The 12194-nt window shown below is 59.8% G+C and carries 14 protein-coding genes; 10 read left to right on the top strand and 4 right to left on the bottom strand.

Going from position 1 to position 12194, the window contains the following annotated elements:
* Positions 1 to 816, top strand: a complete 816-nt coding sequence (locus LB551_RS01685) for an alpha/beta hydrolase (protein WP_224657979.1) — start codon at positions 1 to 3, stop codon at positions 814 to 816.
* A gap of 206 nt (positions 817 to 1022) precedes the next feature.
* Here the strand turns inward: LB551_RS01685 and LB551_RS01680 are convergent, their stop codons facing one another.
* Together LB551_RS01680 and rocF are read right to left on the bottom strand one after the other, a co-directional pair.
* Positions 1023 to 2090, bottom strand: a complete 1068-nt coding sequence (locus tag LB551_RS01680; RefSeq protein ID WP_224657978.1) for an ornithine cyclodeaminase — start codon at positions 2088 to 2090, stop codon at positions 1023 to 1025.
* Between the two features lie 3 nt (positions 2091 to 2093).
* The gene (gene rocF / locus LB551_RS01675) at positions 2094 to 3014 is read right to left on the bottom strand and encodes an arginase (protein ID WP_224657977.1); all 921 of its coding nucleotides are present in this window, start codon (positions 3012 to 3014) and stop codon (positions 2094 to 2096) included.
* Between the two features lie 128 nt (positions 3015 to 3142).
* Here rocF and LB551_RS01670 point away from each other — a divergent pair, with 128 nt between their 5' ends.
* Positions 3143 to 3580 (top strand): Lrp/AsnC family transcriptional regulator, encoded by a 438-nt coding sequence (locus tag LB551_RS01670; protein ID WP_140552091.1) that lies wholly within the window; start codon positions 3143 to 3145, stop codon positions 3578 to 3580.
* Between the two features lie 226 nt (positions 3581 to 3806).
* On the opposite strand, the gene LB551_RS01665 is transcribed toward LB551_RS01670, so the two are convergent.
* A complete protein-coding gene (locus LB551_RS01665; protein ID WP_224657976.1) occupies positions 3807 to 4877 on the bottom strand; it encodes an NAD/NADP-dependent octopine/nopaline dehydrogenase family protein in 1071 nt (356 codons plus the stop codon).
* A gap of 218 nt (positions 4878 to 5095) precedes the next feature.
* Here LB551_RS01665 and LB551_RS01660 point away from each other — a divergent pair, with 218 nt between their 5' ends.
* The 8 genes from LB551_RS01660 to LB551_RS01625 all read left to right on the top strand — a co-directional run bounded on the left by LB551_RS01660 (position 5096) and on the right by LB551_RS01625 (position 11716).
* Positions 5096 to 6067: a LysR family transcriptional regulator gene (locus tag LB551_RS01660; protein ID WP_224624192.1), complete on the top strand. Its 972-nt coding sequence runs from the start codon at positions 5096 to 5098 to the stop codon at positions 6065 to 6067.
* Positions 6064 to 7533 carry a flavin-containing monooxygenase gene (locus LB551_RS01655; protein ID WP_224657975.1) on the top strand — a complete coding sequence of 490 codons (1470 nt, stop codon included), beginning with the start codon at positions 6064 to 6066 and terminating at the stop codon, positions 7531 to 7533. Before LB551_RS01660 ends, LB551_RS01655 begins: the two co-directional genes overlap by 4 nt.
* Positions 7530 to 8012, top strand: a complete 483-nt coding sequence (locus LB551_RS01650) for a CMD domain-containing protein (RefSeq protein ID WP_224657974.1) — start codon at positions 7530 to 7532, stop codon at positions 8010 to 8012. The genes LB551_RS01655 and LB551_RS01650 overlap by 4 nt, the downstream gene beginning before the upstream one ends.
* Entirely contained in the window at positions 8009 to 8572 is a 564-nt protein-coding gene (locus LB551_RS01645) for a peroxidase-related enzyme (protein WP_224657973.1), read from the top strand. The genes LB551_RS01650 and LB551_RS01645 overlap by 4 nt, the downstream gene beginning before the upstream one ends.
* A gap of 57 nt (positions 8573 to 8629) precedes the next feature.
* Positions 8630 to 9370 carry an amino acid ABC transporter ATP-binding protein gene (locus LB551_RS01640; protein WP_224624188.1) on the top strand — a complete coding sequence of 247 codons (741 nt, stop codon included), beginning with the start codon at positions 8630 to 8632 and terminating at the stop codon, positions 9368 to 9370.
* Between the two features lie 24 nt (positions 9371 to 9394).
* The gene (locus LB551_RS01635; protein WP_224657972.1) at positions 9395 to 10222 is read left to right on the top strand and encodes a transporter substrate-binding domain-containing protein; all 828 of its coding nucleotides are present in this window, start codon (positions 9395 to 9397) and stop codon (positions 10220 to 10222) included.
* A 64-nt stretch (positions 10223 to 10286) separates the two neighbouring features.
* Positions 10287 to 11003: an amino acid ABC transporter permease gene (locus LB551_RS01630; protein WP_224658184.1), complete on the top strand. Its 717-nt coding sequence runs from the start codon at positions 10287 to 10289 to the stop codon at positions 11001 to 11003.
* A 20-nt stretch (positions 11004 to 11023) separates the two neighbouring features.
* On the top strand, positions 11024 to 11716 hold the full coding sequence (locus LB551_RS01625; RefSeq protein WP_224657971.1) for an amino acid ABC transporter permease: 693 nt from the start codon (positions 11024 to 11026) through the stop codon (positions 11714 to 11716).
* Between the two features lie 18 nt (positions 11717 to 11734).
* On the opposite strand, the gene LB551_RS01620 is transcribed toward LB551_RS01625, so the two are convergent.
* Positions 11735 to 12058 carry a hypothetical protein gene (locus tag LB551_RS01620; protein ID WP_224657970.1) on the bottom strand — a complete coding sequence of 108 codons (324 nt, stop codon included), beginning with the start codon at positions 12056 to 12058 and terminating at the stop codon, positions 11735 to 11737.
* Positions 12059 to 12194: the final 136 nt, after the last annotated feature.

The raw sequence follows: 12194 nt of genomic DNA, 5'->3' as shown, positions 1-12194 counted from the left end.
ATGCAGAATGATCCTTTCCGCATCCGCGACCACGTCGCCGAGTTCGACGATATCGTCGCCGAGATCGTTCGCCGCAGCACGGAGGTGCGCGCAACAATACCGATGGTTGCCGATGTCGCCTATGGAGCGCATGCCACCGAGACCATCGACCTGTTCTTTCCGGAGGGCAAACGCGACCGCTTGCCGGTCCATATGTTCATCCATGGCGGCTACTGGCGCATGTTCTCCAAGCGCGACTATTCCTATGTCGCCGAGACGGTGACGCGCGCCGGCGCGATCGCGGTCATCGTCGATTATGCCCTGATGCCGGCAGTGAGGATGGCCACGATCGTCGACCAGGTGCGCCGCGCCAAAGGCTGGGTGCTCGACCATATCGGCAATCGCGGCGGCGATACCGAGCGCCTGACCGTGAGCGGACATTCAGCCGGCGCCCAGCTTGCGACGATGCTTTTCAATGACGGCGGCCGGACATCGACAATCAAAGGCGCGTTGCTGCTTGGCGGGCTCTACGACTTGAAGCCGCTTCAGACCTCCTTCCTTGCCGCCGAGATCGCGATAACCGACGAGGACGCAGCCAGGTTCTCGCCGCTCACCCGCCGTTTCGATCCGTCAGTGTCGGTCGAGATCGCTGTCGGAGCCGATGAGACGCCGCCATTCCACAGCCAGGCCGAGGCGTTTGCGCGGCATCTGAAGGAGCAGGGACTACAGGTCTCGCAGACCACCCTTCCTGCAACCAATCACATGAGCAGCGTTCGCGACCTCGGCTTGGCCGGCACCGAGGCGGCAACCCTGCTGACAAACCTGGTTTCCGGCTGAGGCCATTGGCGTTCCGTCAAAAGCTGTCACTTTAGCCAGGGACATCCAGCCGCCACGCTGTGCGAGCCTGTGGTCTTGGCCCCCTGCAGATCATGCCCCTCGGGCGGGGCATTTTGTTGTCGTGGGCTTGCTCGATCCTGAAACCGGTTGTTTGGCGCCGCAGATATTGCGAGGTGGGCATCCGGCAGCAAGCTCTCTGCGAAAACTCAGCCGGATATGGCCCTCACCTCTGCGGCCTTGTCGGCGCGCAGCAGCATGCCGAAGAGGTCGCGTGGTTCGTCCGGGTCCGCCAGCAGATCGAGCTCCTCGTAGAGGCCGGTGCGCTGAAGCTGGTCGCGGACGTAGCGCAGCGCGGAAAAGTCCTCGATCGCAAAGCCGACGGAATCGAACAAGGTTATCTGGCTGGCATCCCGGCGGCCAGCGGCCTTGCCGGTCATCACTTGCCACAACTCTGTCACGGGATGGTCCGGCTCGAGTTGCTGGACTTCACCTTCGATGCGCGATTGCGGCGGGTATTCGACGAAGATGTCGGAGCGCAGCAGTATGTCGCGATGCAGCTCCGTCTTGCCGGGGCAATCGCCGCCGACGGCATTTATGTGCACACCCGATCCGACCATGTTGTCCGTCAGGATGGTCGCGGAGCGTTTGTCGGCGGTGACCGTCGTGATGATGTGAGCCCCTTCCACCGCCTCCTGCGCCGAAGCGCAGATCGCGATGTCGAAACCGAACCCGGCAAGGTTTTTCGCGCATTTCAAGGATGCCGATCGATCGATGTCGTAGAGGCGAAGCCTGTCGATGCCGAGCAGGGCCTTGAAGGCGATGGCCTGGAATTCCGACTGGGCGCCATTGCCGATGATTGCCATGCAGTCCGCCGCATCGGGGGCGAGGTATTTGGCCGCGACGGCCGACGTCGCCGCCGTGCGCAATGCGGTCAGGATGGTCATTTCCGAAAGCAGCATCGGATAGCCATTGCCGACATCGGCCACCACGCCGAACGCCGTCACGGTCTGGCGCCCGTCGCGCGTGTTTTTTGGATGACCGTTGACGTATTTGAAGCCGTAGAGCTGTCCGTCGCTCGTCGGCATCAGTTCGATGACGCCGTCGATGCTGTGCGATGCGATGCGCGGGGTCTTGTCGAACAATTCCCAGCGTCGAAAATCCTCTTCGATATAGGCGGCGAGATCGATGAGAAAGCGATCGATGCCGACGGCAAGGACCAGCTTCATCATGTGATCGACGCTGACGAAGGGCACGATGTTCAGCTTGGGGGTCACAGCTCAATAACTCCGTGTGGGACGGTCCATGATCCGCCGGCCCATCAGGCTCGCGGTCAGGTCCACTAGAAGGGTCGCGGTGCGGTTGCGTTCGTCGAGTGCGGGATTGAGCTCGACCAGGTCGAGGCTGGTGACGAGACGGCTGTCATGCAACATCTCCATCACCAGATGAGCCTCGCGGAAGGTAGCGCCGCCGGGCACGGTGGTGCCCACGGCCGGCGCGATGGACGGGTCGAGAAAATCGACATCGAGGCTGACATGCAGCATGCCGTTTTCAGCGCTGACCCGCTCGAGAAAGGCGCGAAGCAGCGGGGCCATGCCATATTCGTCGATCGTGCGCATATCGTGCACGGTGACGCCCGCCTTACGAAGCGCTTCGCGCTCCGCCGGATCGACGCTGCGGATCCCCAGTGTGCAGATACGGGCCGGATCCACGTAAGCCGCCAGGCTGGGGAAGTAGCCCTCGAAGCCTGGTTGCCCGCTGGCATAAGCCAACGGCACGCCATGCAAATTGCCGCTGGTCGTGGTGTCGAGCGTGTGAAAATCAGGATGCGCGTCGAGCCACAGCACGAACAGCGGGCGGCCGGCTTCCGCCGCCCGGCGGGCGATGCCGGCCAGTGTGCCGGCGGAAATGCTGTGATCGCCACCAAGGAAGATCGGCATGGCGCCGGCGCTGGCGGCATAGGCCGCCTCGGTGATCGCCGCCGTCCATGCGACGATTTCCGGCAGCGCCTTCAAGGCGGCATTGCCGTGGCTGATCGGGCGCAGGTCGGCAGAGGCGACGGTGCCAAGATCGGCCAGCGTATGCCCAAGTTCCGTGAGCGCGGCCGCCAGGCCTGCGGTACGGAGCGCGCTGGGGCCCATCTCGCAACCCATCCGGCCCGAGCCGACCTGGATCGGTGCCCCGACGATCATGCAATGCATTCCTATGTCCCCGCGCGCGTTTTCGATCCCCTATTGGAGCGCGGATAGCTGGCAGGATGAACATATCAAATTGGCATATTTGTCGAAATGGCCTATCAAAATGGAATGATTTGATTACATTCTGAGCCATGGATCAGCTTGACGAACAGCTCATCACGCTTTTGCGGCATGACGCGCGGCGCAGCATCTCGGACCTTGCCATGGACGTCGGCGTCTCGCGGGCAACGGTCAGGTCCCGTATGGAACGTCTTGAAAAAGCCGGCGCGATCATCGGGTATACCGTCATCCTGCGAGCCGATGCCGTCGACCAGCGAGTACGCGGCATCATGATGGTGGAAATCGAAGGGCATGCCGCCGATCGTGTGATCCGCGCCCTTGGCGGCTTCTCGGAGGTTTCGACGATCCATACCACCAACGGCCGCTGGGATCTGGTGATAGAACTGGGGACGCAGACACTGACCGAATTCGACGCCGTGCTGCGGCGCATCCGCCTGATCCCCGGCATTACCGGCAGCGAGACCAGCCTGTTGTTGGCGACACCCCGGAGCACCAAGGCGCGGCTTTGATCGCTGTCTGTGAATAGGTTGGCTGGCCAAACCGGCAGTGCTGCCCCTGCATCGTTGTGCGCGACCCTTGAACGGCGGGATGTGTTCCCTGCCTTTCGAGGTTCAGCCTCGCCTCGAACTCGTGCGGCGACATCGCCCTGACGCCGCGCGCCTTTAGATGAACCGACGCGATGACGTACCGTGGTGGACCTCAAACTTGATCATGCCGCATCGACTGCGGGCTCACTCAAAACCCTGTGCTGCAAAGGTTTTCAAGATCCGTTTTTGCTATTCCCTCGAGGCCGAGCGCCGGAAGAATATCGTTATCCCCCCTGAGATCGCGACCGTAAGCCGCCGATAATATCGAAACTCCGGACTCGTGGAGCATCGCCGGTTTCTCGGTGATCTTCCCCAACAATACGGTCGGCAGCAGTCCGAACGGAACATCCTCGAGAATGTAGCGGCTTTCGATTGTTGTCGGACCAAAGCCGCCACGGCCTTGACGATCCATCTCCTGGTTCATCTCCGAAACGGTTCCCTTCGGAACGTGAAACGACAATGAAAAATGCTCCTGTACAGTGCGAACCGCGATACCAAAATGGGCGGCGATGGCTAGCCGTTCGGCATCCAGAGCCTCGATAAGGCGGCCAGCGGCAGGGGTGACGTTTCCCCCCTGGCTCCATTGCTCGGCTTTTTCCATGCGTGTCAGATTGAGAAGGGCAATTCCCAGGTGGTTTTGCGGATTGAGGTTGCTGAGCGCGATCGCGAGCATGCCGTCGCGCTTGACGAAACGATCACCGAATAAGCTCGTGCAAAGTCCGTATCCTTCATCCTGAGCTTTGAAAGGCAGCGTCGCGACGTCAAGCTTCTGGCGAATGGTGGTGACATGAACCTCGGTTGGTCCGAGTTGTCGCCCTGTCAACAGTGTTGTGCCCCAAAGGACGATCGGCAAGCTGACCTTGCGCTCCGCCAACCGCTTGGAGAGATACAGTGCCCCGAACGAACAATGCGAACTGATGATGACCGGGATTCCATCGATCAGATGAGGGGCGGCAGCATCCATCACCATCTTGTGGCCGTAAGCCGGAAGCGCAATCACCACCACGTCCGCGTTGGCGATGGCATCCTTGCAATCCTTGGCAATGCGCACCGGTACCTTCGCCGCGATATCTCCCGTCGCTTTCAACAATTCGCCGGTAGCCAACGCCCTGGTGCGCTGTCCCGACGGTGACCAAAGCATTGGCGAATGCCCCGATCCTGCCAAATAGGCAGCAAGACCGTAAGCGATTGCTCCTGCGCCCAGAATACTCACACGCATGACATTCCTCCTGTCGCAGGCTTTGCGGTTCGAAAATCCTTGCCGCCTTCACCTGAAGCCGGAGCCGCGTCTGGCGTCCCTGTCCGCCTCCGATCCCGGATTCTGGCGCTGAAGCCGGCATATGCACAAAGCCCGTAACGAACATTCGTTTCCGCTTGACATATATCAAAAACGAATGAGACGATGTCAATCATACGGATTACGCATGTAGGAGGAACATGGAAACCCGGGACCTTCAGACCTTCCTTGCGGTTGCTGCCAGCGGCAGCATCACCAGGGCGGCTGACATGCTCGGGCGCTCCCAGCCTGCGGTGACGCGCACCATTCAGGAGCTCGAGGCCGAACTTGGCTTCGAATTGCTGCATCGGATCGGTCGACGAGTGCAGTTGTCTGAAGAAGGAGTCGCGTTCGAGGAGGAAGCACGACGCCTGCTGATGTCCTTCACCGAACTCGCAGCGCGGGCCAAGATGATCGCCGCCGGCAGAGGGCGAATCCTGCAGATCGTCACCACCTCCGCGATCGGCACGGGCTTGATCCCGACGGCCTTGGCTGAACTCCAAGGTGCCGAGCTTCCGCACGAGACGCATCTCGGGCAGTTTCTTCCCTCGACCGTCGCTCAGGAAGTGCGCAGCGGACGTGCCGAGGTCGGGTTTTCAAGCCTGCCGCTCGATACGCCCGGTCTGGATGTCCTGCGGCTCTATTCGGCGCCTGATGTTGCTGCCGTGCGGGAGGATGATCCGCTGGCCGAACTAGATGTCATACCGCTTTCCGCTTTTGCCGGCCGCCGCGTCGCCACGTTGCTCAATCCGCTGCGTTTCCAGTTGCATGTCTCCAAGGCATTGGCGGCCAGGGGCATCGACACCGGGCCAGTAATCCGCACGAATACCGCCTATGGAGCGCTGCAGATCGTACGCCGGACTGGTGTTGCGGCTGTCATCGATCCCCTCACCGCCTATGGCGTGGGCTTGCCTGGGGTCGTCATCCGCCCGATCGACGTAACCGTCCTCTTTCATTGGGGTGTTGTGGCTGCCGAAAAACGCCCCCTTCGTCCAGTCGCGCAGGCGTTGGTGGATGCGGTCGAGGCGGTGGCTGAACGGTCGATCGTTGGCTTCAAGAAACTCGATCCGACTCTGGCCGGCCAATTGGTGACCGATCCTGCCTCCGGCACAAATCACGGAACGGGAATATGAAGCACACCCCCAGTTCGCTCCCCCCGAGAGGTCTAGCCGCGCTCGAAGCACAACTTGCTCAGGACCTCGATTTTCTCGAACTGCCTGCCAAGCCATGGGTTCCCGCGCGTTCGCGCGATGGCGTGTCGGTCCGTGACGTCGTTGTGATCGGCGCCGGCATGTGCGGACTTGCTGCCACCGCAAAGCTGGTGCTGACGGGGATAACCAATGTCGTTGCCTATGACGCGGCTCCGGCCGGCTTCGAAGGGCCATGGATAACGTTTGCCCGCATGCAAACGCTCCGGTCGCCGAAAACGCTGCACGGTCCGTCGCTCGGCCTGCCGCAGCTGACATTCCGCGCCTGGTTCACGGCACAATGGGGCGTTGAGGCATGGCGGTCGCTGGACAAAATCCCCAAAGGCCAGTGGATGGACTACCTGGTCTGGTACCGGAACGTTCTTGGTCTGCCAGTGCGCAACAGCGTGCGCATGACAGGCGTTGCAGCGGTTGGCGATCTGATTGCGATCGATGTCGAGGGCGCGGAAACCGGCCGGGTTCTCACCCGTCGTCTCGTTCTAGCCACCGGTCGGTCCGGTCTCGGCGGTTTTGCCGTGCCCGATTTCCTCAGGGGCATCGATCGCTCCTATTGGGCCCATTCTGCCGACGACATCGATTTTGATGCACTGAAGGGCAAGCGTGTGGCGGTTATCGGCGCCGGCGCCTCTTCGATGGACAATGCCGCGACGGCGCTCGAGGCGGGCGCCGGTTCAGTCGACATGTTGATCCGGCGCAAGGAAATGCCGCGCATCAACAAGCTGACCGGGATCGGCAGCCAGGGTGTCATCCTCGGCATGTATCATTTGCCTGACGCCTGGAAGTGGAGATTCTTCGACTACACCGCCTCGACCCAGACGCCGCCGCCGCGTTCATCGACGCTTCGCGTGTCTCATCATGCGAATGCCCGCTTCTTTCTCGACTGTGGCGTAGTCGCGGTAAAGGAAGATGCCGGAGGCCTTCTGGTCGAAACCACGCAAGGGCCGATGCGCTACGATTTCATGATCGCTGCGACCGGCTTTTCAAATGACTTCAGTGGTCGCCCGGAACTCGCTGCCCTTGCCCCACACATTCGCACCTGGTCGGATGGTCGATATACGCCGGACATGGGGCCGCCGCGCGCAGGCATGTTGGAGGCACCTGATCTCGGCCCCGCCTTCGAATTTCGCGAGCGCGTCCCCGGTTCCTGCCCGATGCTGGCGCATGTCCACTGCTTCAACGACGCCGCCATGCTGACCCATGGCAAGGTCTCCGGCGATATCCCGGCCGTCAGCGCCGGTGCCGACCGTCTGGTCCGCGGCATTGCCGCGTCGCTGTTCGCCGAAGATGTGGAAACCCACTTCGCCAATCTGATCGCCTACGACACCCCGGAACTTCTGGGCGACGAATGGGTCGATTCAACACCCCTGTTGCATAAGGAGGCCGCGCTGTGATCGACGCAATGGACAAGGCTGCAGGTCTTTCACCGGAAGATGCCCTTTTCGCTGCACGGCGGTTTCGGCCCGAATTCGTGCGAGGGGCCGAGGAATGTCGCCTCTCCGTCCTGCAGCCGGCAAACGATCAGGGGCTGGCGCCGAATTTGCGGGTCGCTCTGGCCCGTCGCATGGCAGCTCTGAACGCCGATCCCGTCCTGGTGGCCGAATATGATGCGCAACTGGCTCAGCTTGGTCCCACGGAGCAGCTTCTGTCCTTGGCCCGGGGGGAAACGGATTTGAATGAACCCCTGGCGATCATCGCCCGACATGTTGACCTGATCACCCTGACGCCGAAAAAGGCGGAAGCGAGCCACATTGCCCTGCTCGCCCAAGCCGGATTGAACAATCCCCAGATTGTTGCGCTCTCCGAATTGATTGCCTTCATCAACTTCCAGACCCGGGTCGCGACCGGCCTGCGATTGATGAGGCGGGCATGATTTCCTCGGTGCGCCTGAAGCCGCTGAATTGGCATCCCTATATCGCACCGGTCGAGCTATCGGAGGCAACGCCGGAACAGCTCGAAGCGATGAAGGTTACGCCGTCGGCCAAGAAAGTTTCGGAATATGTGCGCACCCTTGTGCATGACCCCGAGAGCTATCTTGCCCGCACGGTGTTGTTCAACGCGATCATGTACGTCGAGGGCGGGCTTGCCCGTCCCGACCGCGAGCTTGGCGCATTGGGTGCCTCGATCCTCAATGGCTGCAAATTCTGTGCCGTCGTTCACGCCCGCCGGCATGCTGAGCTGACCAGGAGCGATGAAGTGGTCACCGCGCTGTATCTCGACAAACCTGAAAAGCTTGGGTCGCGCGATGCGGCAATCTACAACTTTGCCCGCCGCCTGTCGGCGGCGCCGTCGGAAGCGACGGCAGACGACGTCGCCTCGCTGCGATCAGTCGGCATGAATGATGCCGAAATCATCGACCTTGTCCACGCCATAGCGATCTTCGGCTGGGCAAACCGGCTGATGCACGTGCTGGGCCATGCGGAGAGCGGGTGATGACGTCGCATACGGTCAAGCCAGTCCGTCCCACACTTTCCGAAGGGTCAACCAGCAATGCTTGAACTCAAAGATATAAAGCTGTCTTACGGAAGCACGCAGGTCCTGAACGGCGTCAATCTCTCGGTAAAGCGGGGTGACGTGGTGTCGATCATCGGCCCCAGTGGCACCGGCAAGACCACGCTGCTGAAATGCATCAACTATCTGGCCAAGCCGTCGTCAGGAACCATCGCGTTCGATCAGGTTCGGATGGATTACCAGCGTGCCGACAAGGCCGCTGTCCAGGCGATCCGGTTGCGGACCGCGATGGTCTTTCAGCAGTTCAACGTCTTCAAGAATATGACCGTCCTTCAGAACGTGATGGATCCGCTCGTTGTGGTGCAGCGCAAATCCAGGGAAGAGGCGCAGGAAATCGCGCTCAGAGAGCTCGATCGGGTCGGTCTCTCGTCGAAGCGAGACAGCTATCCATCCCAGCTCTCGGGCGGCCAGCTCCAGCGCACCGGCATCGCACGCGCGCTAGCGGTGCGTCCTGACGTCATCCTCTTCGATGAGCCTACGTCATCGCTGGATCCTGAACTTGTCGGTGAAGTTTTGAAGGTGATCAAGGATGTCACGTCGTCAGGGATCACGTCGCTGCTTGTGACCCACGAGATGCAATTCGCAAAGAACATCTCGAACCGGATCGTCTTCATGGACCGTGGCGTGGTTGCCGCCGACGGCAGTCCGGCTGAAATCTTCGACGCGCCTTCCAGTCCACGACTGGCTCAATTCCTGCAGTCAGAACTCGCTTTTCAATAGCTCAACAAGAAGGGAACCCAAGAAATGTCTGCAATCACATCCGGTTTTTCCCGCCGCTATGTCCTGGCCGTCGCTGGTGGCATCGCAATTGCCCTCGCCACCGCAGGGATCGGCTATGGTCAGACCGTCCGGACGATCAAGATCGCGACGTCTGCCGAATCCAAGCCGCTGGCCTGGGGCGCGATCGGCGTCGAACCGCAAGGCTATGAGCCCGATCTTCTGAGGGCGATCAATGCGAAGCTGCCGCAGTACAAGTTCGAAATGGAAGGTGTCTCTGACATCGCCCAGGAAACCGGCCTTGCCACCGGGAAGTACGACATCGCCGTAGGTGGCTACTACAAGTCGCCCGAGCGAGAGAAGCAATTCATCATTCCAGAGAACCCGATGGGCGCCAGTCTGATGAAAATCTATAGCAAGAAAGACAGCGGCATAAAGGAAATGAAGGACCTGGTCGGCAAGAGGATCGTTCCGACCACGGCAGGTGGCGGAACCTACAAGTTCATCATGAACTGGCAGAAAGAGAATCCGCAATACAAGCTCGACGTCACGGCATCGAGCGCCGGGATCCCCTACCCGAACCGCCTGGATGAAGTTCAGAACGGCAAGTTCGACGCATTGGTTCTACCGTCTAACCTCGGTGAGCAGACAGTCATCGACAATAAGAAGCTCGATATCGTCGCATCCGATCCGGTCTACAGCAACAACACCTACATGCTGATTCACCGATCAGCGGAAAACAAGGTCCTGGCCGAGGACGTCAACAAGGTGCTCAAGGAACTGAAGGACGACGGCACGATCGACAAGCTCTCGCAGAAGTGGTTCGGCGAGGACATCGTGAAATACATGAAGTAACAAGCGTCCTCAACTGCGTTTGGATGTTAGCGGCAAGGCCGAACTGCAAGAAGGAGTGTTCAAGGTGGATGTGTCTGCTATGATTCCCGAGTTGCTCTCAGCGTTGCCGCTGACGCTGGCCATCACTTTTACGGCCCTCATTGCTGGGTTCTGCCTCGCTCTCCTCGCGACAACTCTCCGGGTCCGCAGGGTAGCTGTGATCAGTCACCTGGCGGACCTCTACGTATCCTATGCCCGGAGTGTTCCCGTCGTCCTCCAATTGTTCGTTGCGTTTTACGGGCTTCCCTTGTTGGTAATCCTGTTCGGCTCAGAAGATTTTTTCTCGCCGACGATCGCTGCGATGGTGGCATTGAGCTTTTATCACGGCGGCTACCTGTCAGAAGTCCTGCGACCTGCATATCTGGCCGTCGATCGCGGCCAGCATGATGCGGCAGACAGTCTTGGATATACCTTTCGCCAGAAAATCTCGCGGGTCATTGGGCCACAAGCAGTGCACTTCGCGTTGCCGGGCTACGGGAACTCCGTCATCTACCTGATCCATAACGTTGCGCTGGTGATGTACATCGGGGCGGCGGATGTCATGGCGACCGCGCATTTGATCATGGAGCGCGACTATAATCAGTACCAGTTCGAAACCTATCTCGTGCTGGCGGTCATCTATTCGGTGATGTGCCTGATCGCATGGCTCATCGTCCGCTTCTTCGAGCTTCGTTCCCCGATGCAGGCACCAGAGGCTACGACATCTGCTCAGATCAAGAACACACTGATCGCGAGCGTGTGACCTAACAAGGGTATTTGACCATGTTTGATACCGATATCCTGCTTCAGGACTCGCGGGAAATTCTGGGCGCCGTACCCGTAACGCTTGCAATGGCCCTTACGATCTTCCTGCTCTCGACGATGGTCGGCAGCCTGTTTGCGTTCGTGGAATATAGACGGATTCCCGCACTGCGAGAGCTCGTCATGGCCTACAAGGTCATCTTCAAGGGCGTTCCGATGGTGATCGTGATCTTCCTCGCCTATTTCGGTCTTCCCCCCGCGCTCCAGTTTCTGTTTGCATTGGTTGGCATAGACTTCAACGCCCACCAAACGCCCAATTGGGTTATCCTTGTCATTGCGGTGACCGGCTGTGTCGCCGCGTTCCAGGCGGAGATTATCAAAGGAGCCCTCAACGCCTTTGACACCGGTCAGGCAGACGCAGCCTATTCGCTTGGCTATACAAGGGGCCAACTGTTTCGACGGGTGCTATTTCCCCAGGTCGCCCTGACAGCAATTCCCGATCTGACAACCTCGATGATGGTTATCATGAAGGCGCTTTCACTCGGATTCGCCATCGAGGTTGTCGATATCTTCGCGCAGTCACAGCTGACCGCCGCGTTGAATTTCTACTATCTCGAAGCCTTTGTGATTGCCGTCGTGATCTACATGGTGATTGCCTATATCGTCACACAGATCGCCGACAGGCTGGAGCAAGCCCTCAGGGTACGGACGTGAGGATGTGGAATAGAATCTTCAGGCTTCGAATATCAGGCCACACCTGTGAGGCAGTTTTTTTGGGTATGAAAAGCCTGAGGAGAAGCGCAAGTAGTCGATATATGTATCGGTGATTTTGATCCGATTTGCCTCGAGCCGCGCATCGCCAGGTCCGCGAACCGCCCCGGCGACCGACCTTATCTGGCGCGGCACTGGCCGGCGCCGGAGCCGCGGATTGGGCGTGCCTTCATTCCGAAACATCGAACGGATCGCGATTTTGGTCGACAGCTTGCTGACCAAAGATAAAGTGCCGATATCGATATTGGCGGAGTGCAGGCGTGAGAGTTCTTCAGCAATTGGCATCCCTCCGTTCCAAAGGACGTGCTGCTGTTTTCGATATGGACGACCTGGCGCAGGGGCGCATGACTTCTCGTCGGATAGCAGGCGGACCTGAATCCGAGATGCGGAGGGCCGTATTGGTTGCGACCACGTTGTTGGC

Origin of the sequence: Mesorhizobium sp. BR1-1-2, from assembly GCF_020165435.1 — a bacterium.
Taxonomy (GTDB): Bacteria; Pseudomonadota; Alphaproteobacteria; order Rhizobiales; family Rhizobiaceae; genus Mesorhizobium.
The sequence above is the reverse complement of the archived record's forward strand: the minus strand, read 5'-3'. Positions and strand labels throughout refer to the sequence as shown.